Source organism: Gordonia humi (assembly GCF_014197435.1).
Classification (GTDB): domain Bacteria; phylum Actinomycetota; class Actinomycetes; order Mycobacteriales; family Mycobacteriaceae; genus Gordonia; species Gordonia humi.
Window position 1 is genome coordinate 2,296,047 of the sequence record NZ_JACIFP010000001.1, and the last position, 26,059, is coordinate 2,322,105.

Genomic DNA, 26,059 nt, shown 5'->3' on the forward strand with positions numbered 1-26,059 from the left:
TGGTTAAGGCATCATCAGTAGATCACGCAGACGCTCGGCTGGGGTATCCCAGCCGAGCGTTTTGCGTGGACGACCATTGAGCTCTTGAGCGACGTGCTCAAGGTCTTCAGACCCGTACGGCCGCAGGTCCGTGCTCTTCGGGAAGTACTGGCGCAGAAGCCCGTTTGTGTTCTCGTTGCTGCCCCGCTGCCAGGGTGAGTGCGGATCACAGAAATAGACCGGAACCCCAGTCGCGATGCTGAACTGCCTATGCGCTGCCATCTCGGCGCCCTGGTCCCAGGTCAGTGACCCCCGCAGATGCTCAGGCAGCGTACCGATCAACCCGATGAGCACGTCACGGACTTCCCCGGCGGTGTGCCCGCCGGGCAGATGCCCCAGGAGCACGTATCGAGTCGTTCGCTCCACCAGCGTCACGATCGCCGAAGCACTGCCTGGCCCGACGATCAGATCACCTTCCCAATGGCCAGGCACCGCGCGGTCCTCGATCTCGGGCGGCCGCTTCGAAATCATCACCATCTCGTCGATGAACCTGGACATGCGCTGGCCGGGATGCTTGCGCGGCTTCCGGCGTGTCCTCCCGGTCCGCAGTGTCTCCGCGACCTCACGCTTGAGCCCACCGCGTGCCTGGACGTACAACGCCTGATAGATCGTCTCCGGGCTCACTCTCATACTCTCGTCGTCGGGAAACTCCTTCCTCAGAGTGTGGCTGATCTGCTCCGGCGACCACCGCACCGACAGCTTCTCCTGCACGTACTCCCGCAACGACACGTGGGTGACGAGCTTCGAGGACTTCGGCCTGGACCTCGACGCTGCCCAGGCGCGATGGGCGAGGTAGGGCTGATAGCGGCCGTCCTCAGAACGAGCATCGAGCTCACGCTTGATCGTCGAGGCAGGTCTTCCCAGCACGCGACCGATCGCTCGCAGGCTCATGCCACTGCGATACAGGTCAGCGATCGTCTCCCGCTCCTCGAGCGAGAGATACCGGGGATGGAGCACGGCCTCCACCGCTGGCAGGGCGGGAACTTCTACCTGCATAGTCATACCGGTGTTGTAATCGATCACGGTGCCATCGGGATAGATACGGGAGTTACTCACATGCCGGACACCCTGGTCCCAGTCCCTCGCTGAGCGCACGTTGACGCCCACTCTGGCCGCTGCTTCTGACTGTGACATGCCATCGGCGCGTAGTTGCACGTACTCAGACTTACGAGGGTGAGGGCCGTTCCCCCTGACCCCACGTCCACGGATCCCGGCCCGTCGCGCCCACCCGTACGCGGTGTTCCGGTTGACACCGACCTCGCGAGCGGCGGCTGAGATCCCGATGTCCGAACACCTCAGCGTCTCAAGAAACATCTCTTTCAACTCATTGAACGACACGATCCCCGCAACTCCTTGAAGTTCAAGGTGTTGCGGGGATCGCTATAACCCGCCGATTCTCCGGGCGGGGCGTTGTCATGTCTGTGCGGTTCTGTCGAGGGATGTCAGCCGGCCGCGAGACGTCGGCGTGGGGACCGACGGCGCATCAGGTTGCGTTCGGACTCGGTGAGCCCGCCCCAGATGCCGTACGGTTCATCGACGGCGAGTGCGTGCGATCGGCACTGGGCCAGGACCGGGCAGTCGGCGCAGACCTGCTTGGCGCGACGCTCACGCTGTGCGCGCGCCTGTCCGCGTTCGCCCTCCGGGTGGAAGAAGACCGACGAGTCGAGTCCGCGGCACGTGCCGCTCATCTGCCAATCCCAGAAATCGGAGTTGGGGCCGGGCAGTCGGTCGAGAGTGGTGATCAATCTCTTCGCTCCTAGAATCGCGGGGAGACCCGTTTGACGTCTTGACCTCACGGTAGGGGTCCGATGAAAAGTGAGTCAAACGCCGATTCGCAGGGTTTTCGGACTTTGTTAAACATCGTTGTATGAACAGAAGGCGACGGGAAGAATCGAGGACGCGATCAGCGTGCGAGCCGTCGGTGAGAACGTGTTCCCACCGGCTACTGTCCCGGTGACCTCGGAGGATGTGTTGTTTCGGGAATTCGTTCGCGCGGATCGACGGTGCCGTCCGGCCCGAGGTTCGGTCGAGGAGTTCGGCGGCGAAAGTTACCGACAGTCGAACGCATCGTTACCGTTGTTCTCATCAGTCCATCCATTGCTCACCCTGGGTTACGTGAAGTTAATTGTGATGATCGTCGCGGAATGCATGAAAGGCGTGGAATGCGGAGAGAATCCGACGGTTTCGAGGCGGCGTTCGGTGTCGCCGATGCGGGCGGCGATGCGCCGGAGGGTGTAGGCCGCTGGGCGCGCGCCGTCGACCTCGGGGCGCGGGGCGACGTCGCCGCCGCGCGCGGCGCCGTCGAGACGCTGCTGCGGACCGTCGGTGACGATCGCACGCGCGCGCTGGCGTACGCCGCACGAGCCTCATGGACCCGGCAGTCCGGTCGACACGGCGACGCCCGAGTCGACGACGGGCGGGCGGCGCGACTCGTCGCGCGATCGGCGACGACCGGCGACCGATGGGCGGTCGCCGCGTGGGCCGACGCGCTCACCGGGCTCGCAGCGGACTCGCTCGGCATCGGTGACTTCTCCGGTGCCCGCCGTCTGCTGCATCGTGTCGACAGTGTTCTTCCCGACGCCGGTGTCGGCGCGCCCGACTGGGTCACCGGCGATCGACTGCGACTCCGCCTGGCCTGGGTGCAGACCGAACTCGCCCTCTATTCGGGCGACACGCCCGGCACGACGGCGCCGCGTGAGCGCGCCGTCGCGTTGGCGGCCGACTGCCCGTCGCCCCGACACGTCGTCAAGACCGATCTGATCGCTGCGGCGGTCGCTGCGGCGGTCGGCGACATCGCTCATGCCGCCGAACTCGCTGGTGAGGTGGAGAAGCGATGTGCAACCGCGGGATTGCTGCCGCTGAGCTGGGCGGCGTCGACGATGCTCGCGGGTTGCGGTCCCGAGCCGACAAAATCCGCACAGCGTGCCGCCGCCGCCGCGCGCGAACTCGCGGTGCGCGGGATGCCGATCAAACCGGCGGCATGAGCGCGCATCGACGATCGATAGAGTGGTCGGAGTGATTCCCGGGAGAAGTGTGCGCGCCGACCGTCGGCCGACCCGTGGAACCCCTTTCCCATCGACCCGTAACACTTTGAGACTCGATTGACGATGAAACTGACAGGTGATGCGTTGGGCCAGGCGGTCCGAGCGGCCGCCGCCGGCGACCGCAACGCGCTTAGCTCAGTGCTCGAGAGTGTGCGGGAACCGGTCCTGCGGTACTGCCGAGCGCGAATGGGTGCCGGTGAACGGCATCTGTTCTCCGCTGACGATGTGGCTCAGGAGGTGTTGATGGCGGTCATGACGGCGTTGCCCCGGTACGAAGACCAGGGTCGGCCATTCATGGCGTTCGTCTACGGCATCGCCTCCCACAAGGTCGCGGATGCGATGCGCTCGGCCTCACGCATCAAGGCCGATCCGGTCGACGAGATCCCCGAGACCGTCGACTTCGCGAACGGACCCGAGCAGTCCGCGCTGGACGCGGACGCGGGACGACAGATGCGCCTGCTCCTGGAGAAGCTGCCCGAGAAGCAGCGCGAGATCCTCGTGCTGCGCCTGGTGGTCGGACTCTCGGCCGAAGAGACCGCGGACATGGTCGATTCGAGTCCTGGTGCGGTCCGCGTCGCGCAGCACCGCGCACTGACGAAACTGAAGAAACTTGTGACACAGGGAGGTGGGCGTCGATGAACCGCCGGCGAGATCAGCAGTCATCGCGCGACGGTGAACCCGTCGACCTCGGCGCCGTCGGCCACGACGACGCGTTCATCAGCGATCTGGCGGTCGGACGACCGACCCCGATCAACGACGACGCCGAGTACCAGTTGGCCGCGATGATCACGGCGTGGCGGGCCGACACTCTGGCCGCGCCGATTCCGGCCGAGCCGACGCTCGCGCAGATCGACGCCGCCGTCGCGGTCCGTGACGGACGCGGCTCCATGTCGCGTCGTCTGCGGATCGTGTCCGGTGCCGCCGCGATCCTCGCCGTGTTCGGCGCTGGTCTCATGGTGATGTCCGAGGGCGCCGAGCCCGGTGACGCACTGTGGAGCGTCAAGCAGGTCGTGTTCGCCGAACAGGCCCGCCAGACGCAGGCGCGGGTGAACGTCGAGGACAACCTCGACGCGGCCAAGGTGGCCTTCGAAACGGGCGACGAGGAGATGGCGCGCACCTACATCAGTCGCGCCGAGTCGGAGCTCGGTCCGGTCGGCGACGCCGACACGATCGCGGGCCTGCGCAACCGCATCGCCGATCTGCGCAAGTCCGAGGACCCCAAGCCCGACGACCCGCGGATGACGGCCATGACGACCAAGCCCTCGGGACCGACCGACGCGCAGGACTCGTCCGATCCGACGTCGTCGGAGACCGACGACCCGAGCGATACGACGACCGGGCCCAGCAAGCCGTCGACGTCCCCGTCCTCTCCGTCCACCCGCCCGTCGGAGTCGGATTCGTCACGCGAGTCCGTCGAACCGACGAGCCCCGCCTCGGCGAGCCTCACGCTCCTGGAACGGCCCGCCCCGCGGTAGGAACCGCTCGCGCCCGTCGGCGGTGAAACCGGCCTGTCAGATCCGCGGTTCGTTGTAGCGGAACACGGCGTCGGCGTACCCGCGGCAGTAGTCCCAGGTGACGTAGTCGTCGGGATGCGGGTCGACGGCGGGCTCGTGCGGGCGGACAGTGCCGTCGCGCAGGAGCTGAGTCAGGTTGGCGCGCAGCATGTCCCAGTCGTGGTAATGATCCTCGCGACAGTCTTCGCAGATGACGACCAGACCGAGTACGCCGCGCGGTGCCAGAAGACGCTCGTAGACGTCGAGGTCGGCGAGGTCTTCGTGAACGGCCTGGCGTTCACCGTCGTCCAGCGGGATACCGGGGTCGAGTTCCTCGAGCGCCGCTGCGGGATCGCTCGGGTCATCGGCGAACGGGTCCGGCGGAAGTCCGGGGAATTGGTCATGCACGAGTCCACCGTAGCCCATGGTCGCCCCCGAATGTAGGACTGTCGGTTACTCGGTACGATGGGACGATGACGCGCGTGAGCACTGGTGGAGACAACCCGAGCAAAGTTGCGATGTTGGGCCTGACGTTCGACGACGTGCTGCTTCTTCCGGCAGCGTCGGATGTGGTTCCGAACGCTGTGAGCACCGAGTCGAAGCTGACCCGGGAGATCTCGCTCCGGGTGCCCCTCGTCTCGTCCGCGATGGACACCGTCACCGAGGCGCGGATGGCGATCGCCATGGCCCGCGCGGGCGGCATGGGCGTCCTGCACCGCAATCTGTCCGTCGAGGATCAGGCGGCGGCCGTCGAGACCGTCAAGCGGTCGGAGGCGGGCATGGTCACCAACCCGGTCACCGCCCTGCCCACCGACACCCTGGCCGAAGTGGACGCCAAATGCGCCCGCTACCGCATCTCGGGTCTTCCCGTCGTCGATGAGACCGGCGATCTCGTCGGCATCATCACCAACCGCGACATGCGCTTCGAGGTCGACCAGAACCGCCAGGTCGCCGACGTGATGACCAAGGCTCCGCTGATCACCGCCGAAGAGGGCGTCTCGGCTGAGGCCGCGCTGGGCCTGCTGCGACGTCACAAGATCGAGAAGCTCCCGATCGTCGACGGCAGCGGGTGCCTCACGGGTCTGATCACGGTCAAGGACTTCGTCAAGACCGAACAGCATCCGGACGCCACCAAGGACGACGACGGCCGACTCCTGGTCGGCGCCGCCGTCGGCGCGGGCGAGGAGGCGTGGGCCCGTGCCATGACACTCGCCGACGCCGGGGTCGACGTCCTCGTCGTCGACAGCGCGCACGGTCATTCGCGCGGTGTGCTGGAGATGATCGCCAAGCTCAAGGCCGAATTCGGCGGTCGTGTGCAGCTGATCGGCGGCAACGTCGCCACCCGCGACGGTGCGCAGGCGCTCATCGACGCCGGGGTGGACGCGGTGAAGGTCGGTGTGGGGCCCGGCTCGATCTGCACCACCCGCGTCGTCGCCGGTGTCGGAGCCCCGCAGATCACCGCCATCCTCGAAGCGAACGCGGTGGCCAAGGCGGCCGGCGTCCCGGTGGTCGCTGACGGCGGACTGCAGTACTCGGGCGACGTCGCCAAGGCGCTCGCCGCCGGTGCGTCCACCGCGATGCTCGGATCGCTGCTGGCCGGCACCGCCGAGTCGCCGGGGGAGCTGATCCTGGTGAACGGCAAGCAGTTCAAGAGCTACCGCGGCATGGGATCGCTCGGTGCGATGCAGGGACGCGGACAGGGCAAGTCGTACTCCAAGGACCGCTACTTCCAGGACGACGTGCTCGCCGAGGACAAGCTCGTGCCGGAGGGCATCGAAGGGCGCGTACCGTTCCGCGGACCGCTGGCTCAGGTGATCCACCAGCTCGACGGCGGCCTCCGCGCGGCCATGGGCTACACCGGATCGTCGACGATCCCGGAACTGCAGGAGGCTCAGTTCGTGCAGATCACCGCGGCCGGACTCAAGGAGTCGCACCCGCACGACATCACCCTGACCGCCGAAGCGCCGAACTACTACACTCGGTAAGCCGACATCATCGCGTCGGCCCCGGCACCCCGCGGTTGACACACCCCTATCGAAAGGGCGCAGAAATTGCGTGACCTCGTCGAGTTCGGCATGGGCCGGACGGCTCGTCGCACCTACGAATTGGATGACATCTCGATCGTTCCGTCCCGGCGGACCCGGTCGTCGAAGAACGTGTCGACGGCGTGGCAGATCGACGCCTACCGGTTCGAGTCGCCGATCCTGAACCACCCGACCGATGCGCTCGGCTCGCCGGGGTCGGTCATCGAGCTGGGTCGACTGGGAGCGCTCGGCGTCCTCAACGGCGAAGGGCTGTGGGCGCGGCACGCGAACCCGGAAGAGAAGATCGCCGAACTCGTCGACATCGCCGAGAACGACCCGGATCCGGCGGCCGCCGTCCGTCACCTGCAGAAGTTGCACGCGGCACCGATCAACCCGGACCTGCTGGCGGGCATCGTCAAGCAGATCCGTGACGCCGGTGTCACCACGGCCGTCCGCGTCAGCCCCCAGAACGCACCGGACCTCGCGCCCGGCGTCATCGCCGCGGGCGCCGAGCTCCTCGTCGTGCACGGAACCATCATCTCGGCCGAGCACGTCGTGCTGGTGGACCGCGGCAGTGAGGACGGCCTCGTCGCCGAACCGCTGAACCTCAAGACGTTCATCTCCGACCTCGACATCCCGGTGATCGCCGGTGCCGTCCACGATCACCGCACCGCGCTGCACCTCATGCGCACCGGCGCGGCGGGCGTCATCGTCGGATACGGCTCGGCCGAAGGAGCGACGACGACCGGTGAGGTCCTGGGCATCGGTGTGCCGATGGCCACCGCCATCGCCGACGCCGCCGCGGCCCGTCGCGAATACCTCGACGAGACCGGAGGACGCTACGTCCACGTGATCGCCGACGGCGACATCCACAACTCTGGCGACCTGGCCAAGGCCATCGCCTGCGGTGCCGATGCCGCCGTGCTCGGCACTCCGCTCGCGTGTGCGGCGTCGGCCCCCGGCCGCGGCTGGTACTGGCCGTCGGCGGCCGCGCACCCCAGCACGCCGCGCGGTGCGCTGCTGCAGGTGGCCGAGGACGCCGAACGCGTCGCGCTCGACGTCGTCCTCAACGGACCGTCGGACGACCCGGACGGTCTTCTCAACTTCATCGGCGGTCTGCGTCGTTCGATGGCCAAGGCGGGCTACTCGGATCTCAAGGAGTTCCAGAAAGTCGGTCTGTCGGTGCGCGGATAGCGCACCGCCCGTGTCGTACCGGTCGTAACTCAACTTAGGCGACACTTACTTTCGCCACTGTGACAATGGTCATTAGTATGTTCTGTCATGGCGACCACAGACTTCGACGTCCTCATCATCGGTTCGGGTTTCGGCGGCAGCGTCAGTGCGCTGCGGCTGGTCGAGAAGGGCTATCGCGTCGGTGTGATCGAAGCCGGCCGACGCTTCGAGGACGATCAGTTCGCGAAGACGAGCTGGCGACTCAACAAATGGCTGTGGGCGCCCAAGTTCGGCCTGTACGGTGTGCAGCGCATGCACTTCCTCAAGGACGTGCTGATCATGGCGGGCTCGGGCGTCGGCGGCGGGTCGCTCAACTACGCGAACACGCTCTACAAGCCGGGTAAGCCGTTCTTCACCGATCCGCAGTGGAACCACATCACCGACTGGGACGCCGAACTCACGCCGCACTACGAACAGGCTCGCCGCATGCTCGGCGTGGTCACCAATCCGACGTTCACCAACTCGGACGCGGTCATCAAGGAGGTCGCCGACGAGATGGGGGCGGGCGACACCTTCACCGCGACACCGGTCGGCGTGTTCTTCGGTGCCAAGACCGGCGGGACGGGGGCACCGGGCGAGACGGTGCCCGACCCCTACTTCGGGGGCGCGGGTCCCGACCGCACCGCGTGCACCGAGTGCGGCGCCTGCATGACGGGGTGCCGGGTGGGCGCGAAGAACACGCTGATGAAGAACTATCTCGGCCTGGCCGAGCGCAACGGCGCCCGGATCATCGATCGCACCACCGTCGACGGTCTGGTGCAGACGGCGGACGGTTCGTGGCGAGTCGAGACGCACGGCTCGTCGTCCTGGGGTCCGTTCGGTGCGCGACGCCGGACGTTCACGGCCGGTCAGGTGATCGTCGCCGCCGGCACGTTCAACACACAGAAGATCATGCACGCCGCCAAGGGCTCGACGCTGCCGGATCTGTCGGACTCGCTGGGGGTGCTGACGCGTACCAACTCGGAGTCGATCATGGGGGCGATGGCGGCGAAGTACGATCCCGCGCGCGACTTCTCCGAGGGCGTGGCGATCACGTCGTCGTTCTACCCGGAGGAGAACACGCACGTCGAACCGGTTCGGTACGGCAAGGGGTCGAATGCGATCGCGTACCTCCAGACCGTGATGACCGAGGGAGGCAGCGTCGCCGATCGATTCACGCAGTTCCTGAAGGCCGTCATCACGAACCCGCTGGTCCTGGTCCGCCTGCTGTACGTGCGCAAGTGGAGCCAGCGGACCGTGATCGCGCTGGTGATGCAGAACAGCAACAATTCACTGACGACGTTCGTCCGCAAGCGCGGTCCGTTCAAGTACGTCACGAGCAAGCAGGGGCACGGCGAACCGAATCCGACGTGGATCCCGAAGGGCAATGAGGCCACGGCCAGGATCGCGTCCAAACTGCCGAAAGGCATCGCCGGCGGTACGTGGGGCGACGTCATCAACATGCCGATGACCGCCCATTACCTCGGCGGCTGCGTGATCTCCGACGATCCCGCGACCGGCGTCATCGACCCCTACCACCGCGTGTGGAACTACCCGACGCTGCACGTCACCGACGGTGCCGCGATCACCGCGAACCTGGGCGTGAACCCGTCGCTGTCGATCTCGGCGCAGGCCGAGCGCGCCATCTCGTTCTGGCCGAACAAGGGGGAGCAGGACCCCCGCCCCCGCCAGGGCTCGGACTACCGGCGCCTCGATCCCGTCGCGCCGAACTCGCCGGTGGTTCCCGAGGGGGCTCCGGGCGCGCTGCGCCTGTCGATCATCCCGGTGTAGGCGCGCCCGCAACGCCGGTGATCAGTGCGCCGCCACGAAGTCCTTCGAGCGGATCAGGACCAGTGCCAGGACGCCGCCGACCACGGCGAGTCCACCGCTGACCCAGAGGAGTTCGTTCAGGGCGGAGGCGAACGACGAGCCGACGGCGCCCGCGAGTTCGCTTTGGAACGGTGCGGGCGCGTGGTCGATGACCGCGGACTGTTGGCCGGCGCTGACCGCGCTGGCGATGTCGTTCGGGTTGATCGCCGTCGTCGCGTCGTCGCTCAGGCGGGACTGCAGTCCGCGAACGATCGCCGAGGAGAACAGGGTGCCGTACACCGCGATGCCGACGGCGATGCCGACCTGGCGGAAGGTGTTGTTCACGCCCGAGGCCATGCCGGAGCGCGCCACCGGAACCACGCCGACCGCGGTCGATGCGAGCGGTGGATTCACCAGACCGCCGCCGATGCCTGCGACGATGAATCCGGCGATCAGATGGGTCCACGAGCTGTCGGCGTCGATTCCGGCCATGAGGAACAGCCCGACGCCGACCAGGACCAGGCCGGGGCCGATCATCCAGCGAGTCGGGAGCTTCTCGGTGAGTCGGCCGGCGATCGTCGCGACGACCATCGTCGCACCGGAGAACACCAACAGGCGCAGGCCGGCTTGGAACGCGCTCAGGCCGAGCTGGTTCTGCAGGTAGAGGACCAGGTACATCATCATCGCGAACGCCGATCCGTTCATGCAGAACGCGGCGATCGATCCGCCGACGAAGGTCGGGACGCGGAAGAGGTCGAGGTCGAACATCGGCTCGCGGATCTTCCATTCGATGATCCCGAAGGCGATGAGCAGGACGGCCGCGGCGATGAAGCAGGTGATCGCGGTGCTGTCGGTCCACGACTTCTCGCCGGCCTCCGTGAAACCGAAGATCAAGAGGAACAGACCGACGGTGAAGGTGATCATTCCGGCCCAGTCGATGCGGCGGGCGTGCGGCGCCTTCGACTCGGACATGAGGAAGTACGTCAGCACCAACGCGAGGACGCCGAACGGCAGGTTGACGTAGAAGATCCCGCGCCAGCTGATGCCGGTGGTGAGGGTGCCGCCGAGGATCGGGCCGAGGGCGGTGGCGATACCGGTCACGGCGCCCCACACGCCGAACGCGATACCGCGGTCGCGGCCGTGGAAGTTGGCCGCGAGAATCGCCAGGCTCGTCGCGAACAGCATGGCGCCGCCGATGCCCTGCGCGGCGCGGGAGCCGATGAGCATCTCGGGGCTGACCGCGGCTCCGCACAGGGCCGAGCCCGCGGTGAAGATCGCCAGGCCGACGCCGAAGACCAGGCGCCGTCCGAACCGGTCGGCGAGCGAACCGGCGGTCAGCAGGAGAGAGGCGAGAGTGAGCGCGTAGGCGTCGGTGACCCACTGGAGGTCGGTGAAGCTCGCGTGCAGATCGCGTTCTATGTCGGGGAGGGCGACCGTCACGATCGTCACGTCGAGCAGCAGCATGAACGTGCCGATGCAGACGATGACGAGTGTCCACCACTTGCGTTCCACTCGAATACCTTCCGTTGTCGTGTCAGGAGAAGTCAACCAGTCCTCACACGACTACCGTTATCCAGATGAACCCAGAGTGGCGAGACGCACGTGTCGAACACATCCGAGCGTTGATCGGTCAGGCGGCACCCGGCGTCGTCGAAGAGGCGAAGTGGAAGAAGGCGTCGAACCCCGACGGCGTGCCGACGTTCACGCTCGACGGTCTGATCTGCACGGTGGAGACCTATAAGGACAAGGTGAAGGTCACGTTCGCCAAGGGTGCGTCACTGCCCGATCCGGCGAAGGTCTTCAATGCGAGTCTGACCGCTGGAACCCGGCGCGCCGTGGATCTGACGGAGTCCGACGTCCTCGACGACGACGCGTTCGTAGCGCTGATCCAGGCCGCGGTGGCGTTGAATCAGGCGTAGTGGGAATCACCGCCGCGTGATGGACGGCCGGCGATGAACTGACGCGCCGTGAGCGATCGATCCCACGGCGGTGATTCCGGGTTTCAGATGTACAGCGCCGGATCGGCGTACGGATCGGTCGTCGACGCGCCGGGCTTCGACGTCGCGGCCAGTCCGACGGCGACGTGACCGGACGGGACGTCGCGGACGACCACCGCGTTGGCGCCGACCTTGGCGTCGTCGCCGAGGGTGATCGGGCCCAGCACCTTGGCTCCGGCGCCGATGAGGACCCGGTCGCCGACGGTGGGGTGACGTTTGCCCTTGTTCATGCTGACTCCGCCGAGGGTGGAGCCGTGGAACATGACGACGTCCTCGCCGATCTCGGTGGTCTCGCCGATCACGACCCCCATCCCGTGGTCGATGAACATGCGGCGTCCGATGGTCGCGCCGGGATGGATCTCGATGCCGGTCATGAATCGGGAGAACTGCGACAGCAGGCGGGCCGGAAGGCGAAGCGCGCCACCGGCATTCCACATGCGATGCGACACCCGGTGCGTCCACAGAGCATGGACGCCGGGGTAGGCGAGCGCGATCTCGATGAAACCGCGCGCCGCGGGATCCCGCTCCTGCGCGACCTGCACGTCTTCGCGCAGGTCGCGCAGGAGCCGGGACAGGGCTGACATCAGTCGACCAGGCCTTCGAAGAGCGCAGTCGAGAGGTAACGCTCGCCGAAGTCCGGGAGCACGACGACGATGGTCTTACCCGCGAACTCGGGCCGCTTGGCGACCTGCGACGCGGCCGCCAGCGCGGCACCGGAGGAGATGCCCACGAGCAGGCCCTCTTCGGTGGCGGCGCGGCGCGCGTACTTCAGCGAGGTGTCGATGTTGATGTCGATGACCTCGTCGTAGACGTCGCGGTCGAGGACCTCGGGGACGAAGTTGGCGCCGAGGCCCTGGATCTTGTGCGGGCCGGCGGGGCCGCCGTTGAGGATCGGCGACTCCTCGGGCTCGACGGCGAAGATCTTGACCTCGGGCTTGCGCGACTTGACGACCTGGCCGATACCGGTGATGGTGCCGCCGGTGCCGATGCCTGCGACGACGGCGTCGACTCCGCCGTCGGTGTCGGCCCAGATCTCCTCGGCGGTGGTCTTGCGGTGGATCTCGGCGTTCGCCTCGTTGGCGAACTGACGGGCCAGGACCGCGCCCGGACGCTCACCGGCGACCTTCTCGGCGGCGGCGACGGCGCCCGCCATGCCGTCGGCGGGCGCGGTCAGGATGAGCTCGGCGCCGAACGCGCGGAGCAGCGCACGACGCTCCTTCGACATCGACTCGGGCATCGTCAGGACGACGTTGTAGCCGCGGGCGGCGCCGACCATCGCCAGTGCGATACCGGTGTTGCCGGAGGTGGCCTCGACGATGGTGCCGCCAGCGGGCAGCTCACCCGACGCCTCGGCGGCGTCGACGATGGCGACCCCGATGCGGTCCTTCACCGAATTGGTCGGGTTGTAGTACTCGAGCTTGGCGAGCACGGTGGCTTCAGCGCCGTCGGTGACCCGGTTGAGGCGGACCAGCGGGGTGCGGCCGATGAGCGCGGTGGCGTCGTCGAAAACGTTGGCAGACATGCGAACTCCTGTGTCTCAGGGATGTGGAGAGGAAGGCATCACGCGAGTGCGTGAAAGATTCTGGGGCTCGTGAGCGCCGGGCATGCGCCGTCGACGATGCGAGGGCGCAGGGTACGGGCCTGGCGCTCTATCGACAGTGATCGGTGAGTAGGTGAACCGTGTGAGCGAACAAGGCGAGGGACAGGTGACGGCTGTGGTCCACCGTGTCCTCCTCGAATCTCGTCAGTTCTAAAGCTGTCCAACACAGCCGTCATCCAGTCTAATCCCGCGGCGTTCACGCGCGCAGTCGAGACCCCTCAATCCAGTCCGCGGGCCGCGAGAGTCTCGGCGAAGCCGTCCGCGGTCTGCAATGTGGCCAGCACCGCCGGTGCCAGGAGGACGGTCGGGGTGGGTCGCAGGCCGCGGGCGCGACGGGCCTCGTCGACCTGGTTGAAGACCTGTGCGATCAGCGGGATGCTGCGGATCGTCAGTGCGAACGTCATCGCGATCAGGTCCGTGCGGACACCGAGCCGGGCCAGCGGCGACATCGCCGTCGTCAGCGCGGAGAGGATGTCGGAGGTGCGGGTGGTCAGGGTGACCACTGCGGCCAGGCACACCGACGCGAACAGGATCGCGGTGACGATGAGCGCGTTGCGCCAATCCGACAGGATCCACTGCAGGACGAACAGTGCGATGAGAAGCCACACCACCCCGCGGATCTGAATCCAGACCAGCTTCGCGGGAACCCAGGCGAGGACGAACGACGCGGCCGCCGCCCCGATCGCGATGCCCGCGGCCATCGGTGAGCGCACCACGATCGTCATCGTGATGATCGACGCCGCGAGGAGGACGAACTTCAGGCCCGCCGGGAGCCGGTGAAGGACGGAGGCGCCCGGAACGTAGACGCCGATCACGCCATCGCCCGACGGTAGTACTCCAGCGCGGCCGACGGCTCGTCGTCGGCCGCCACTCGGCCGTCGTCGATCACGAGGACCCTGTCGTAGTCGGCGAGGAACCCCAGATCGTGGGAGAGGACGATCAGCTGTTCGTCCAGTCCGGCGAAGGTCTCCTTGAGCATCAGGGAGTTGCGAAGATCGAGCATCGTCGTCGGCTCGTCCGCGACGAGGACCGACGGCCCCAACACCATCACCGAGGCGAGTGCGAGGAGCTGCTTCTGGCCGCCGGAGAGCTGATGGGCGGGTTGGTCCGCGTGGGCGTCGAGACCGAAGTCGGACAGCACCGAGAGCGCGCGGGCCTTGCGCTCGGCCTTATCTTTCACCGTGCGGGAGAGCGACAGTTCGATGTCTTCGGCGACGGTCGGCATGATGATCTGCCGGTCGGGGTCGGAGAAGATGAAACCGACGTCGCGTCGTACGGCGCGCTTGTTCTTGCGGACGTCGAGCCCGTTGACGGTCACCGTGCCGCGGTCGGGAAGGATCAGACCGTTGATCATCCGGGCGAGTGTCGACTTGCCCGATCCGTTGGCGCCGACGATCCCGATGCGACGCTGCGTCAGGCTCAGGGAGATGCCGTGGAGGACGGGGCGGTCGCCGTAGCTGTGGGCGACGTCGTCGAAGACGATGGACCGCTCAGGCATGCTTACGGCGAAGGGGCGTGATGAGACCGGGCCGCCCGCGGTGGACCGGTGCCGCCACCAAGGCCGCGACCACCGCCTTGATGATGTCGCCCCAGACGAAGAGTCCGTTGGTTCCCAGGGCTTCGCCGAACGACATGTCGGCGCGGATCATCAGGCCGATGGTGCCGCACAGATAGATCACCAGCATGCCGCCGACGAGGTTGATGACTATGCCCAGCACGATGTTGTATCGAGGCATCATCAGCGCGGTGAGCAGACCGATCACGATCACTGCGGGTAAGAAGCCGATGAAGAATCCGGCGGTCGGCGCGCTCAGAGACACCAGTCCCGTCCGCCCTCCGGCGAGGATCGGCAGACCCGCGATCGCCAACACCATGAAGATGACGACGGCGAGCGTGCCCTTCTTCGGGCCGAGGATCGCGCCGGCCAGCATCACGCCGAGAGTCTGCAGCGTGATGGGGACGCCCGCGGACAGGTTGATCTGACCGGGGAGTCCGAGCACGGCGATCAGCGCTGCGAACACGGCGGCCTGCGCGAGATCCGACAGTGAGAGAGCCCACGGGCGGCTGGCGGCGTACGAGTTGGTCACCGGATCATCGTAGTTTGTGCGGTGCGCCGGAAGAGAATCGTGCTCGAGCCGCGACGGCGATGTACCCGGGATGACAAGATTGCTTGGTGGAATTCACGGAGATCGCCGGGTATCGGATCATTCGTCGGCTCGGTGCCGGCGGCATGGGGCAGGTGTTCCTCGTCGAACACCCGCGACTGCCCCGGCGGGACGCGTTGAAACTGCTCGACGCGGGAGTGTCGCGGAGCGACGACTTCAAGACGCGATTCCAGAGGGAAGCCGACATCCTTGCGCAGTTCAGCCATCCGAACATCGTGATGCTGTACGACCGTGGCGAGGTCGACGATCGGCTGTGGATCACCATGGAGTACGTCGAGGGCACTGACGCCGGCGCTCTGGTCGCCGACCGTGGACCGCTCGACGCGGGCACTGTTCTGACGCTGGTGGGCGGTGCCGGCGCAGCGCTCGACTACGCGTGGCGCAAGCGCCGAGTGACTCACCGCGACGTGAAGCCGGAGAACATCCTCATCGGGTTCGACGACGACGGTATCGAGTCCGTGAAGCTCGCCGACTTCGGCATCGCGAAGGCCGCGGGGGTGGCGACGTCGTTGACGTCGACCGGCACCACCGTCGGCACCATGCTGTACGTGTCGCCGGAGGCCATCGAAGGGCGTGATCTGGACGATCGCGCCGACCTGTACTCGCTCGGCTGTACGGCGTTCCACTTGCTCACCGGTCGGCCGCCGTTCTCCGGATCATCGGTGACGGCGTTGCTGGCGGCGCATCTGCACCGGACGCCGCCGCGCGCGAGCGAGGCGAACACCCACCTGTCGCCGTCCGTCGACGCGCTGTTCGCGAAGGTGTTGGCCAAGGATCCGGAGGCGCGCTACGACTCATGCGGTGAGTTCGTCGACGATCTTGCGCGGGCACTGCGCGGTGAACCGATCAGCGCGTTCGCATCGACGGTGATTGCGCCGCACCGGACGATGGACCCCCGGCCGGTCACGAAGAACACGACGCTGATCGCCGCGGTCACGGCGATTGCGGTGCTGCTCGTCGTGGGTGTCGCGGTGGCGCTCGGTGTGTACGTCGCCGGAGGCGACGATCGGGCGCCGGTGGCGGCAGCGCCGTCGACGACGCAGTGGGCGTCGGTGACGAAGACGGTCACGGCGACGGCCGAATCCACGACGCGCACGACCACTCAGGAGGAGCCGACGTGGACTCCGGACGAGACCACGACGACGCAGGCGGTCGTCGAACCGTACGAGGGGATGCCGTGCGATCCCTCGGAGTTCGGCGACCGGTCCGCCGACGGCACGCTCGGCTGCAGTGGGCTCGAAGGATCGTGGGTGGATCTGACGAATCAGGACCATGAGACCGTCGAATTCGGTGCCCCGTGCGCTGAGCCGGGTGTGCGAGCCCGAGTCACAGCGACCGAACGGATCGTCACCTGCCGGATCGCCGCGTCGGGCGGCAGCTACTCGTGGCAGGACTGAAATGCCGCGATCACTGTCAACACTGGGATCTCCGTCAGCACTGGGATCTCCGTCGGCGTCGACCAGTCGCCCACGAACATTCGAACCAGACTGATTCTTGTGCGCCGTCGTCGGATGGGAGATTCCGGCGCGGGTGGACACTGTTGGACGATCAGTGTGATCGCAGCAGGTGGGGTACGTGATCGACGGCTCGACGGTCGCGTATATCCCGGCGGGAGGAGGCGCGCAAGAGGCGTAGTCGCCCGGCCCTGAGAGCGCCGATTCCGCCACTACGTTCTGTGCTGTGACCACCACCCGATCTGCGCCGGCCCGTGATTTCGACGGCTTGTACGACTCCATCCGCGACGGCGCCGCCGACCGCGAGCGTTCCGCGGAACGTCCCCACGACCTCGTCGCCTTGATCCGTGCATCCGGATTCCTGGGACTTCGGGTGCCCGCCGAACGCGGTGGCCGTGGCGCGTCGTTGCGCGAGTTCTTCGAGCACCTCATCGACCTGGCGCGCGCCGACTCGAATCTCGCTCAAGCACTTCGCGCTCACTTCGGCTACGGCGAGCAATTGCGGTTCGTCCCGGCGGAGGAGGTCGGTGACGCGTTCGGGGTCCTCCTGACGGAGATCGTCGGCAACGCGATCACGGAGCCGAGCGGTGCGCACTCGGGAGACTTCGCCGGACTGGCGACCACGTTCACTCCCGACGGGGGCGATTGGACGATCACCGGAACCAAGTTCTATTCGACCGGCACCCTCTACGCCGACCGCGTGTGGGTATGGGGCGTCACGCCCGACGGGCTCCCCGCCAGCGCCGTGGTACCGCTCGACCGTGACGGGATCACCGTGGTCGACGACTGGGACGGCTTCGGGCAGCAGGCGAGTGGAAGCGGAACGACACACTTCGCGAACACTCCCGCGCTCGCCACCGAGGTGTCGGTCGCCGGGACCGAACCGCCTCCGCGCCTCGCGCTCGGCGCGTTCCTGCAGCTGTACCTCACCGCGGTCATCGTCGGAAACCTCGAAGCCGCGCGCGACGACGCCGTCGCGACCCTGCAGGCCAGGACTCGAAACATCACCCACGGCAGCGCGGAACTGCCGCGCCATGAGCCGGTCCTGCTCGCTCAGACCGGTGACATCGCGGCCAAGGCGTATGCCGCACGGTCGATCGTGCTCGACGTCGCGTCGTATCTCGACGAGGCGGACGTCGTACTGTCCGCCGGCCGTTTCGACACCGGGGTCGGCGCGACGGCGGGACGCAAAGCGGCCGAGGCCAAAGTCGTCGTCGACCGACTCGCGCTCGACGCGGCGACGGCGCTCTTCGAGGTCGGTGGCGCGTCGGCCACTCGCCGCGGAACCAACCTCGACCGTCATTGGCGCAACATCCGCACGCTCGCCTCGCACAATCCGACCCGGCTGAAAGCCCAGGTCATCGGCGACCACCTGGTCAACGCCGCTGTTCTACCCGACAACACCTATTTCTGATCCGAAGGACTGCCTCCCATGACTGAAGCACTGCGCACCGTCCCGCTCGACGAGTTCGGCCCCGACGCCCGCCATGTCGACACCACCGTTCTCGACTCCCAAATCCATCACGTCGAATCCGGCGACGGCGACCCGATCGTCTTCCTGCACGGCAGTCCGACCAGCTCCTACCTGTGGCGTCACGTCTTCGCTCGACTCATCGGGCGCGGTCGCCTCATCGCCCCGGACCTGATCGGCTTCGGGGACTCCGGCCGCCCCGACATCGCCTACGAACTCGACGATCACCTCCGCTACCTCGAAACCTGGTTCGACACGCTCGACCTGCGGAACGTGACACTGGTCGTCCAGGACTACGGCGCCGCGCTCGGTGTCGCGTGGGCCTCGCGCCACCCGGACCGCGTCAAGGCGGTGCTTCTGGCCGAGCCGGTCATCCGCGATATCGAGTCGAAGGACCTGCCCGAACCGTTCGTGCAGGCACAGCTGCTCATTCGAACGCCGGGCGACGGCGAGAAGTTCGTCGTCGACGACAATCTGTTTCTGACCCAGGTGCTGCCCGGAGCGTTTCTCACGGCGCCGTCGGACGAGTCGCTCGCGGTCTACCTGGCGCCGTTCCCGACCGCTGACAGTCGCGGGCATCTCATCACGTTCCCCAGGAATCTTCCGATCGACGGTGTCCCCGCTACGTCGGTCGACTTCCTCGAACGGAACGTCGAATGGCTCGCCACCAGCAACGACGTCCCCAAACTCTTGCTCACGTTCGAGCCCGGTTTCCTCGTCACGCCCGGCATCCTCGCGTGGGCGAAGGCAACCGTCGCCGCCCTCGAAGTCCGTGATGCGGGTGCGGGGGTGCACTTCGTGCAGGAGGACCAGCCGCAGGCGATCGCCGACGGCGTCGTCGATCTTCTGCGGCGCGCGGACGGCGCGCGGTGACCGCCGTGATCTCGGCCGCAGTCCGGCCCGGGTCGCCCGAATTGGACGCGCTCATCGAGCGGATCGCCGACGGCGCGTTCGACCGCGAACGCACCGGTACCGCCCCGCATGAGCAGGTCGCCTGGCTCAAGGACGCCCGCGTCGGCGCGTACCGGCTGCCGGTGCAGGACGGCGGCGGCGGAGCGACGGTCCGCGAGCTGTTCGATCTGGTGATTCGGCTCAGTCGTGCCGATTCGAATCTCGGACATCTGCTTCGTGCCCACTTCGGGACCGTCGAGGACGTTCTGCTGTGGCCCGACGGGGAGCGGCGGCGCCGATGGGTCGAACGCATCGCGGCGGGCGAACTGATCGGCAACGGCAACAACGAACTCAGCGGCAAGCACGCCGGTGACTTCGCGAAGTCGACGACGTTCACCCCGGTCGACGGCGGCTACCGCGTCGACGGCGTGAAGTACTACTCGACCGGCACCTTGTACTCCGAGCACGCGTTCGTCACCGGCGTGACACCCGACGGCGTACCCGTGCAGGCACTCGTCACACTCGACCGTGCGGGCCTCACCGTCGAAGACGACTGGGACGGTTTCGGACAGTCGCTGACGGGAACCGGCACCACCCGGTTCGACGGCGTGCTCGTCGAGTTCGACGAGGTGACCCTGCCGCCGACGGATCTGAGCACGCTCGGCCGCTGGCACCTCGGGCCGTTGTACCAGCACTACCTGAACGCGGTGGTCGCGGGAAACGCATTGGCCGTGGTCGACGACGCGGTCGCGTTGATCACGGGTCGGAAGCGGAGCTTCACTCACGGGTCGGCAGACCTCCCGCGTGAGGACCCGGTTCTGCTCGAGGTGGTCGGCGAGATATCCGCGCTCGCGAATGCGACCGGGTCGATCGTGCTCGAGACCGCGGACGTGCTCGGACGGATACCGGAGTCTGTGGTCGACGGCGCTGTGGAATCGGACGTCGTGCACGAGGCGGCGCTGCGTGCGTCGCAGTCGCAAGTGGTCGTCGCCGACCTCGCGCTCCGGGCCGCGACACTCCTGTTCGATGTCGGGGGAGCGTCGGCCGTGAAACGGTCGGCGAATCTCGACCGGCACTGGCGGAACATCCGGACCGTCGTGTCCCACAACCCGACTCGGTTCAAGAATCGGGCGATCGGGGAGCTGCTGGTGAACGGAGTCGAACTGCCGGACAATACGTACTTTTGAACGATGATCGTCGGGCTGGATCCGCCGGCTGGATCCCCGGTCGCCGACCCCACGGAGGCGCTGCGATGTATGCAGGAGTTTGTCGACCGAGACCGAACTGGATGTGAAGTGCGTGTCCGCACCCGACGAACTCGGTCGCGGGCTGTTCCTCTAACTTTTCTGAGACTGGTTGATGTAGACCTTGGGAGCCCCGTGTCGACGTCGTCCGCGCGAGTTCTCAACTGCAGCATCGCTTCCGCACGATCGGCGCTCACGCGCTCCACGGCGCGGGCCAATGTGGGCGGACGGTGATGTTGGGGAGTCGAAGTAGCGTTGTAGTGGGGTGCCGGACTGCCGGACGTAGCGGCGGCCAATTGGAGCGCCGCCGACGGAGTTTCGGCGATCAGAACCGGTTTGTCGGTGCTGACGTGACGGTGATATGTCCGTGGGCTGCGCTGTGCTCGTGACGTCGAGGGTCAGTGCTCGGTGCTCGGTGCCGCATGTCTGCGAGCGTGACCACGCGGATCCACGGACCGGACAAGCGGTGTTCTTTGAACCATTCGTCGATGGGCCATTGACGATATCCAGGGTTGCCAGTTCGGCGAAAAGGTATTGGTCGGCGAGCACAGTCAGGTGTTGTTCACGTGCCATGGAAGGGCGGCGGTCGGTCATAGCGGCAGTCTGTCATCGCCTGCCAGCAGATGTGGACACGTCATCTCACAGGCTGGCCTTTGAGCTAGCCCGTATCGACGCACCACCTCAGGGGTGGATGTGGTGTCGATCGCAGGTTCACCGGGAAATCCAACAATTCGGCAGGTTCGTCCGCAGAAATCTGATCGGTACGGAGAAGCACGATGGAAACTCTCGTTAACGCCCGCCTGCGCACTGCTCATGCTCGTCGTCGGTGCCGCGTCCCGCGGGCGCTACAGTACGTCTGCAAGTCCTGGACGATCACGATAACGCACGGCGCCTCGTTGTCTGATTGATAACCACCTCTGGTGGGCTTCCTGAGCGTCAACGTAGTCGTCGGCGTACCGCCGTGGGCAGCAGTCGCGCGTGTGGCCGCTGTCGGCTCCGACGGTCCACGTCGATGAAGGTGAGGTTGAGTTCGACCAAACGGTGTCGAGATCAACCATCAGAGTAAGCTCTCAATTGCCTCGGTATACCCCGTCTTCGTCAACTCCTTCGTTGAAGTCCTCAAAATCAAGATTTGATACCGTGAGGTTGTCTGCTACTGATCGAATAAACTCGGGGGCGACCCGAAATGAAGGATCATTGTACTCCAAATCGACCACGAGTAGAGAGTGATCGGAGTCGTTCATCGCCCGTGCATCCGCAATGAAGGCATAATCTAAATCGGTCATTCCTGCCGATTCAGCAAGGCGAATGATTCCTTCTCGGGTCAGCCCGTCGTGGCTCCGGTCATCTACCAGAGTAAACTCTGCAGGGCCTCGGTGTTTCTCAATCAGGTCTGTGACCTCCTTCCATGCTTCATCACTTGAGAAATCGGCACGGAAAACGACGTTCTGTCCGGGCGGGTATTCGCTGGTCATGTCCAAATGCTACTGCAAGACCAGTACCAGTACAGAGAAACAGGAGATCTGGCATACAATTAATTCGACTGAATACGTGTGCAATGAAACTTGCAAACGGGGAACTGCTGGGCCTGATCACGCTCCCGCGGCAACACTTTCGAGACCGACTGGGCCTCCAGTGCAGTCGAACGGCGAGAACGCAAATCAGAGAGCGGGGGCGGTACCTCGAAAGCTTTCGGGGTGCCGTCAGGAGTCTGTTGCGGAACGCTCGGACTGACTCGCCCATTCGCTCGGGACGTGTCGTTGCGTTATGTTGGATGGGGATCGGATTACGGTAAGGACCTGATGCTCTGCGTTGAATAGGCTGGTGTACCACGGCCCGGGGGTTGCTGTCTTTGGGCGCGCAGTAACGCGGCCTGGATGATTGTAGCCAGGCGGGCCGGGACGAGCGGTCTCGTAGGAAAGATGGCGCTCGTACGCGGTATATTTTCAACCACAACAGGATTTGGGTCGGTGTATGTCTCGATCGAGGTTAGCCCTTTTGTTGACGTTCAGGAATCCTGATGGCTAATCAGATTGGAAGATATTGCTTGAGTTCTTCGAGTGTGTCAGCAAAGGAGTGTCATTCAGTCTCAATTAGAGACGACAGATTCTCAAGAGGCTTGTCATCTGACGCGTAAGAGACAAGTGTCCAGTATTGATCAATATAGTCATCGAGTGTTGCGGTTGGCTCTGCGTACTCGATCACCGAATAATTCGGTTACAGCGCCCCGCGAATCGTTGCGAATCTTAATACGATGGAGTTTGTTGCGTCTAACGCGAAGAACCAGCGACCTACGCGCGTGGTGCGGTCGTCGTTGCGGACGAAGCGACCTGGACGCTCAAGTGGTCTTCGCTCTGGCGCCGGGCACAGCGATACCGATCTGCACTCGACGCCACTCATCGTGTAGTCGGCACCGGAGGATCGCCCGCTGCGCACCTGTGCCGACGCAGCGGCATCCTGATCAACGCAAATCCGCGGTATACGTGCGGCTAGTAATCTCAGCTACGCGGTTCAGTCGAAAATGGCTGGCTGCTATCAGTCGGCAGGTATGATGTCTCGATGTCGTCGAGGGGTGTGAGCGTGTGGATGACGACCGTGTCAGCGCCGATTCCGGCCCAGGAGATCGACGTCGCTAGTCATGCTCGAAGTGGCTTTCGGTCACGTAGATCACCCGTCGCAGTCGCTAGATCGAAGATCCTGAGGATTGAGTAGCGGAAGGTTGGCGCGGCTTTGCCTCGCAGTTCGACGTTGCCGACGACTGTAGGTCGGCTCCCTCCGATCGTTGTGCAGCCCACGCTCGGAATTTCTTGGACCACTGTCCCGATTCCGCGTGCGAACTCAGCGGTGTACACCTCTGAGGCGACCCCGCCTCCCCATACTTTGTCTATTGACTTCAGCCTCCTGACTCAAAGTGGAGTCGGCGAGTTCGAGGGGCGGAACACGCGATTCACGGGTGCTGGTCGAATACATGGAACCTGTATGCACTACGATCTCCGGACCGCCGGGCCGATTCACAGTTTCGCTGAAAGCTAAGTGCTGGTTCGAGGGCGTCGATACGCTCGATCAATGGAACCTAGTTCACGGATCATGCGCCTGTTCGGGAGTTGTGTGGCGGCAACAGTCCTCGGTCTGGCTGCGCTCGTGGGATCTCCGGCAGCAGCGCATGCCGCGCCAGACGGGAAACATGATTCAGTCTCTGTTGTACGTAGCTGCGCGGGTGGGAAGCAAGTTCGTCCACGGCAGCTGACGTCAATCTACTGCGGCGATATGGGTTTGTACGTCACTGCTATCACGTGGATTGGCTGGACCGATGGCTGGGCCGCGGGTTACGGGACCGAGCACCGGAAACTATGCAAACCTGACTGCGCTACGGGCCGGACCGCGAGTCGCCCTGTGGGCGTCTGGCTGTTCGCGCCGCGCAAAGGAAACTTCACGCACGTTTCGTTGTACTCGTCGTTGACCTCACCGGCACGTACCTACCGACTTACTGGTGACGCTCGCCTCTGACCGAGTAGCTGCCGTCAGTAGTAGCAAGGGTGAAATTGGGCCCTGCACCACATGCGAACGCCGACTTCTGGCTATGGCAACAGGGCCAGTTGGGACGACGCTGACGACTCAGCGGCGCCGAGCAGGCGCCCACCGCGCTGTGCGGCGGGACGACCGGCCGGGTCGGCTCGAGTCTCCGCACGCGATATCGCGACCGCCCGACAATCTGCCCACTCCTCCGAACAGTCGACACCGTCGGAATTGTCGCACCGGCGTGATGTACTCCGTCCATGGAACCAGTCGCCGTCGTCCTACTCGCCATCGTGTTGATCGCGCTCGTGCTCGTCGGCGTGCGGATGAGGCTCGGCGCGAGCCGCTCGGCGGCATCACGATCGACGGAGTTCTCGTTGATTCGTGCGACGCAGCGCGAGCGGCTGATGCGCGATCGGGAGCGTGGGGACGAGTGCGCGCGCATCGAGTCGGCGACGTGCGACGCTTCCGGTCCGAGACCGGAGAACGGCCACTATTCGGGGTTCGAGACGCTGGTCGTCGACGTGTGGGACGGTCGGGACTTCACCCTGCGACATCGCGCCGTCGGACTCGGCTGGCTGCCGTTCGTCGGACCGCCCGAGCATCACGAGACACCGGAGATCACGCGTGGACGCCTCGAGCGCGTCTACAAGTTGAACGACGACGAACGGCGTGCGCACGCGCAGGTCCGCGACACGGACGGCGGCCGAATCGCGATCGCCGCAGCAGTTGTCGCTGCGCGGATCTATCGGTATCCGGTGTGGCACGAGGGCGTGTTCGACACCGTCCACACCCGGGTGGATCTTGTCGACGAGGTCACCTATCTGACGAAAGCCGCGGCGGAGATCGACGATCGGCTCAAGGCAGTGCGGCCGCCGGCCGGCGAGTCGGTACGCGATAGCGACGTCGTCGCCGTGTATGTGCAGAAGTCGGGGCTGCTGCAGGCTCGGCTCGACGGACTGCTCGACCGCCTCCGCGCCCTCGATGAACTCCGCGGAGCCGTGGCACGAGCTCAGGTGCAGGCGGACAAGACTGATTGGCTCGACCGCGCCGGCACGATCGACGACGTCGACACGGCGGCCGATGCGATCGCCGACTCGCTCTACGCGATCGACATGCGTGATCGCGCGAGAGCGTCGGAGGCCGCTGCCGGGCTGCGGTTCGCGCCGACCGGAACACCGAAGATCGAAGCGGTGGCTCAGGACGAGTAGTCCCGCTCGAACGTCGACCGGGAGCGTCCGTGCGCCGGTCGCCGGTCGACGCGGCGGTTCAGACCTCGTTCGACGCGTCCAACGGCCGCCCGAGACTCAGTTCGATGTTCTCGGCAGCGGCCTGTGCTGCGGACAGCAGCCGAACCTCTTCGGCGGCGTCCATCTGTGTGCTCAGTGCCGAGATGTGGATCGCTGCGACGACGGAGTCGGTACGCAGTGGAACGGCGAGGCCGACGACGCCGAGAATCGCCTCTTCGCGACTCAACGCGAAGCCCTGCTCCTTGATCTGGGCGAGCTCACGCTCGAGTTCGGCGTCCTCGACCAGGGTGTGCGTCGTCAGGCGAGGTCGCGGCTGTGAGAACAGGCGTCGTCGTAGCTGCGGATCGTAGGCGGCGAACAGCTTTCCGACCGACGTCGCGTGGAGGTAGAGCGACTGGCCGAGCCTGATGTCGACGCTGACCGGACGAGTGCCGGCGAATCGGTCGACGTAGGCGACATGCTTGCTGAACGGTACGGCCAGGTAGACGTCGTCGCCGGTGTCGCGTGCGAGTTCGATGAGCCGCCGCCGTGCGACGCTGCGCACTTGAAGCCCGTCGACGATGCGGATGCCGAGACGGACCGCGCGCGGTCCGATCGAATACCGAAGGTCCTCGGTGATGCTCACGACTTCGGTCGTGACCATGCGTTGCAGCAGATTGTGGCTGCTGCTCAGCGGGAGGTCGAGGCGCTTGGCGATCTCTGTCGCCGTCATCCCGTCGGCGTGGCCGGCGAGAAGCTCTAACACGTCGAACGTGCGCGAGTACCGATCGCTACTGCTCATGTCACCTGCTCCGCGTGTGATGGTCGGGTTCGGACCGATCGTATCCGATGCTCCGAAACTCGAATGTCG

General features: G+C 65.9%; 23 protein-coding genes. 12 read left to right on the forward strand and 11 right to left on the reverse strand.

Annotated features, from left to right (window positions below):
* Window positions 1–3: 3 nt before the first annotated feature.
* Window positions 4–1,173: an IS30 family transposase gene (locus BKA16_RS10530; RefSeq protein WP_183368662.1), complete on the reverse strand. Its 1,170-nt coding sequence runs from the start codon at window positions 1,171–1,173 to the stop codon at window positions 4–6.
* A 308-nt stretch (window positions 1,174–1,481) separates the two neighbouring features.
* Window positions 1,482–1,727 (reverse strand): WhiB family transcriptional regulator, encoded by a 246-nt coding sequence (locus BKA16_RS10535; RefSeq protein WP_221247244.1) that lies wholly within the window; start codon window positions 1,725–1,727, stop codon window positions 1,482–1,484.
* A gap of 474 nt (window positions 1,728–2,201) precedes the next feature.
* Between BKA16_RS10535 and BKA16_RS10540 the strand changes: the two genes are divergently transcribed.
* The 3 genes from BKA16_RS10540 (at window position 2,202) to BKA16_RS10550 (ending at window position 4,558) form a co-directional block, all read left to right on the forward strand.
* Window positions 2,202–3,023 carry a hypothetical protein gene (locus tag BKA16_RS10540; protein WP_183370604.1) on the forward strand — a complete coding sequence of 274 codons (822 nt, stop codon included), beginning with the start codon at window positions 2,202–2,204 and terminating at the stop codon, window positions 3,021–3,023.
* Between the two features lie 123 nt (window positions 3,024–3,146).
* Window positions 3,147–3,722 (forward strand): sigma-70 family RNA polymerase sigma factor, encoded by a 576-nt coding sequence (locus BKA16_RS10545; RefSeq protein WP_183370605.1) that lies wholly within the window; start codon window positions 3,147–3,149, stop codon window positions 3,720–3,722.
* Window positions 3,719–4,558 (forward strand): anti-sigma-D factor RsdA, encoded by an 840-nt coding sequence (locus BKA16_RS10550; RefSeq protein ID WP_183370606.1) that lies wholly within the window; start codon window positions 3,719–3,721, stop codon window positions 4,556–4,558. The genes BKA16_RS10545 and BKA16_RS10550 overlap by 4 nt, the downstream gene beginning before the upstream one ends.
* Window positions 4,559–4,594: 36 nt before the next feature.
* On the opposite strand, the gene BKA16_RS10555 is transcribed toward BKA16_RS10550, so the two are convergent.
* Window positions 4,595–4,984, reverse strand: a complete 390-nt coding sequence (locus BKA16_RS10555; protein WP_382427077.1) for a DUF5319 domain-containing protein — start codon at window positions 4,982–4,984, stop codon at window positions 4,595–4,597.
* Between the two features lie 65 nt (window positions 4,985–5,049).
* Between BKA16_RS10555 and guaB the strand changes: the two genes are divergently transcribed.
* From guaB to BKA16_RS10570, 3 genes are all read left to right on the forward strand, one after another.
* Window positions 5,050–6,561 carry an IMP dehydrogenase gene (guaB, locus tag BKA16_RS10560; RefSeq protein ID WP_183370608.1) on the forward strand — a complete coding sequence of 504 codons (1,512 nt, stop codon included), beginning with the start codon at window positions 5,050–5,052 and terminating at the stop codon, window positions 6,559–6,561.
* 66 nt (window positions 6,562–6,627) lie between these two features.
* Window positions 6,628–7,794: a GuaB3 family IMP dehydrogenase-related protein gene (locus BKA16_RS10565; protein WP_183370609.1), complete on the forward strand. Its 1,167-nt coding sequence runs from the start codon at window positions 6,628–6,630 to the stop codon at window positions 7,792–7,794.
* An 87-nt stretch (window positions 7,795–7,881) separates the two neighbouring features.
* Window positions 7,882–9,603 carry a GMC family oxidoreductase gene (locus tag BKA16_RS10570; RefSeq protein ID WP_183370610.1) on the forward strand — a complete coding sequence of 574 codons (1,722 nt, stop codon included), beginning with the start codon at window positions 7,882–7,884 and terminating at the stop codon, window positions 9,601–9,603.
* Between the two features lie 21 nt (window positions 9,604–9,624).
* On the opposite strand, the gene BKA16_RS10575 is transcribed toward BKA16_RS10570, so the two are convergent.
* Window positions 9,625–11,133: a DHA2 family efflux MFS transporter permease subunit gene (locus tag BKA16_RS10575; protein ID WP_183370611.1), complete on the reverse strand. Its 1,509-nt coding sequence runs from the start codon at window positions 11,131–11,133 to the stop codon at window positions 9,625–9,627.
* 65 nt (window positions 11,134–11,198) lie between these two features.
* On the opposite strand from BKA16_RS10575, the gene BKA16_RS10580 reads away from it, so the two are divergent.
* Window positions 11,199–11,540 carry a DUF1801 domain-containing protein gene (locus tag BKA16_RS10580; RefSeq protein WP_183370612.1) on the forward strand — a complete coding sequence of 114 codons (342 nt, stop codon included), beginning with the start codon at window positions 11,199–11,201 and terminating at the stop codon, window positions 11,538–11,540.
* An 83-nt stretch (window positions 11,541–11,623) separates the two neighbouring features.
* On the opposite strand, the gene epsC is transcribed toward BKA16_RS10580, so the two are convergent.
* From epsC to BKA16_RS10605, 5 genes are all read right to left on the reverse strand, one after another.
* Window positions 11,624–12,202: a serine O-acetyltransferase EpsC gene (gene epsC, locus BKA16_RS10585; protein WP_183370613.1), complete on the reverse strand. Its 579-nt coding sequence runs from the start codon at window positions 12,200–12,202 to the stop codon at window positions 11,624–11,626.
* Complete coding sequence (gene cysK / locus BKA16_RS10590) at window positions 12,202–13,140, reverse strand: cysteine synthase A (protein WP_183370614.1); 939 nt, start codon at window positions 13,138–13,140, stop codon at window positions 12,202–12,204. Before cysK ends, epsC begins: the two co-directional genes overlap by 1 nt.
* Before the next feature lie 296 nt (window positions 13,141–13,436).
* Window positions 13,437–14,033 carry a CbiQ family ECF transporter T component gene (locus BKA16_RS10595; RefSeq protein ID WP_183370615.1) on the reverse strand — a complete coding sequence of 199 codons (597 nt, stop codon included), beginning with the start codon at window positions 14,031–14,033 and terminating at the stop codon, window positions 13,437–13,439.
* Window positions 14,030–14,716 (reverse strand): energy-coupling factor ABC transporter ATP-binding protein, encoded by a 687-nt coding sequence (locus tag BKA16_RS10600; protein WP_183370616.1) that lies wholly within the window; start codon window positions 14,714–14,716, stop codon window positions 14,030–14,032. The genes BKA16_RS10595 and BKA16_RS10600 overlap by 4 nt, the downstream gene beginning before the upstream one ends.
* Window positions 14,709–15,305, reverse strand: a complete 597-nt coding sequence (locus tag BKA16_RS10605) for a biotin transporter BioY (protein ID WP_183370617.1) — start codon at window positions 15,303–15,305, stop codon at window positions 14,709–14,711. The genes BKA16_RS10600 and BKA16_RS10605 overlap by 8 nt, the downstream gene beginning before the upstream one ends.
* Window positions 15,306–15,391: 86 nt before the next feature.
* Between BKA16_RS10605 and BKA16_RS10610 the strand changes: the two genes are divergently transcribed.
* The 4 genes from BKA16_RS10610 to BKA16_RS10625 all read left to right on the forward strand — a co-directional run bounded on the left by BKA16_RS10610 (window position 15,392) and on the right by BKA16_RS10625 (window position 20,386).
* Window positions 15,392–16,780 carry a protein kinase domain-containing protein gene (locus BKA16_RS10610; RefSeq protein ID WP_183370618.1) on the forward strand — a complete coding sequence of 463 codons (1,389 nt, stop codon included), beginning with the start codon at window positions 15,392–15,394 and terminating at the stop codon, window positions 16,778–16,780.
* A 283-nt stretch (window positions 16,781–17,063) separates the two neighbouring features.
* On the forward strand, window positions 17,064–18,251 hold the full coding sequence (locus BKA16_RS10615) for an acyl-CoA dehydrogenase family protein (RefSeq protein ID WP_183370619.1): 1,188 nt from the start codon (window positions 17,064–17,066) through the stop codon (window positions 18,249–18,251).
* Between the two features lie 18 nt (window positions 18,252–18,269).
* A complete protein-coding gene (locus BKA16_RS10620; protein ID WP_183370620.1) occupies window positions 18,270–19,181 on the forward strand; it encodes a haloalkane dehalogenase in 912 nt (303 codons plus the stop codon).
* Window positions 19,178–20,386, forward strand: coding sequence for an acyl-CoA dehydrogenase family protein (locus BKA16_RS10625; protein WP_183370621.1), 1,209 nt, complete (start codon window positions 19,178–19,180; stop codon window positions 20,384–20,386). Before BKA16_RS10620 ends, BKA16_RS10625 begins: the two co-directional genes overlap by 4 nt.
* A 1,127-nt stretch (window positions 20,387–21,513) precedes the next feature.
* Here BKA16_RS10625 and BKA16_RS10630 read toward each other — a convergent pair.
* Window positions 21,514–21,918 (reverse strand): DUF6924 domain-containing protein, encoded by a 405-nt coding sequence (locus tag BKA16_RS10630; RefSeq protein WP_183370622.1) that lies wholly within the window; start codon window positions 21,916–21,918, stop codon window positions 21,514–21,516.
* A 2,301-nt stretch (window positions 21,919–24,219) separates the two neighbouring features.
* On the opposite strand from BKA16_RS10630, the gene BKA16_RS10635 reads away from it, so the two are divergent.
* On the forward strand, window positions 24,220–25,170 hold the full coding sequence (locus BKA16_RS10635; RefSeq protein WP_183370623.1) for a hypothetical protein: 951 nt from the start codon (window positions 24,220–24,222) through the stop codon (window positions 25,168–25,170).
* Window positions 25,171–25,228: 58 nt separating this feature from the next.
* Here the strand turns inward: BKA16_RS10635 and BKA16_RS10640 are convergent, their stop codons facing one another.
* Window positions 25,229–25,990, reverse strand: a complete 762-nt coding sequence (locus tag BKA16_RS10640) for an IclR family transcriptional regulator (protein WP_183370624.1) — start codon at window positions 25,988–25,990, stop codon at window positions 25,229–25,231.
* Between the last annotated feature and the right edge of the window lie 69 nt (window positions 25,991–26,059).

What these genes read in the sequence shown, in the direction of transcription:
- BKA16_RS10620 (WP_183370620.1), top strand. Translation starts at nt 18,270, where the DNA reads ATGACTGAAGCACTGCGCACCGTCCCGCTCGACGAGTTCGGCCCCGAC.
- cysK (WP_183370614.1), bottom strand. Translation starts at nt 13,140, where the DNA reads ATGTCTGCCAACGTTTTCGACGACGCCACCGCGCTCATCGGCCGCACC.
- BKA16_RS10630 (WP_183370622.1), bottom strand. Translation starts at nt 21,918, where the DNA reads ATGACCAGCGAATACCCGCCCGGACAGAACGTCGTTTTCCGTGCCGAT.
- BKA16_RS10545 (WP_183370605.1), top strand. Translation starts at nt 3,147, where the DNA reads ATGAAACTGACAGGTGATGCGTTGGGCCAGGCGGTCCGAGCGGCCGCC.
- BKA16_RS10535 (WP_221247244.1), bottom strand. Translation starts at nt 1,727, where the DNA reads ATGAGCGGCACGTGCCGCGGACTCGACTCGTCGGTCTTCTTCCACCCG.
- BKA16_RS10635 (WP_183370623.1), top strand. Translation starts at nt 24,220, where the DNA reads ATGGAACCAGTCGCCGTCGTCCTACTCGCCATCGTGTTGATCGCGCTC.
- epsC (WP_183370613.1), bottom strand. Translation starts at nt 12,202, where the DNA reads ATGTCAGCCCTGTCCCGGCTCCTGCGCGACCTGCGCGAAGACGTGCAG.
- BKA16_RS10570 (WP_183370610.1), top strand. Translation starts at nt 7,882, where the DNA reads ATGGCGACCACAGACTTCGACGTCCTCATCATCGGTTCGGGTTTCGGC.
- guaB (WP_183370608.1), top strand. Translation starts at nt 5,050, where the DNA reads ATGACGCGCGTGAGCACTGGTGGAGACAACCCGAGCAAAGTTGCGATG.
- BKA16_RS10550 (WP_183370606.1), top strand. Translation starts at nt 3,719, where the DNA reads ATGAACCGCCGGCGAGATCAGCAGTCATCGCGCGACGGTGAACCCGTC.
- BKA16_RS10530 (WP_183368662.1), bottom strand. Translation starts at nt 1,173, where the DNA reads ATGTCACAGTCAGAAGCAGCGGCCAGAGTGGGCGTCAACGTGCGCTCA.
- BKA16_RS10600 (WP_183370616.1), bottom strand. Translation starts at nt 14,716, where the DNA reads ATGCCTGAGCGGTCCATCGTCTTCGACGACGTCGCCCACAGCTACGGC.
- BKA16_RS10640 (WP_183370624.1), bottom strand. Translation starts at nt 25,990, where the DNA reads ATGAGCAGTAGCGATCGGTACTCGCGCACGTTCGACGTGTTAGAGCTT.
- BKA16_RS10540 (WP_183370604.1), top strand. Translation starts at nt 2,202, where the DNA reads ATGCGGAGAGAATCCGACGGTTTCGAGGCGGCGTTCGGTGTCGCCGAT.
- BKA16_RS10580 (WP_183370612.1), top strand. Translation starts at nt 11,199, where the DNA reads ATGAACCCAGAGTGGCGAGACGCACGTGTCGAACACATCCGAGCGTTG.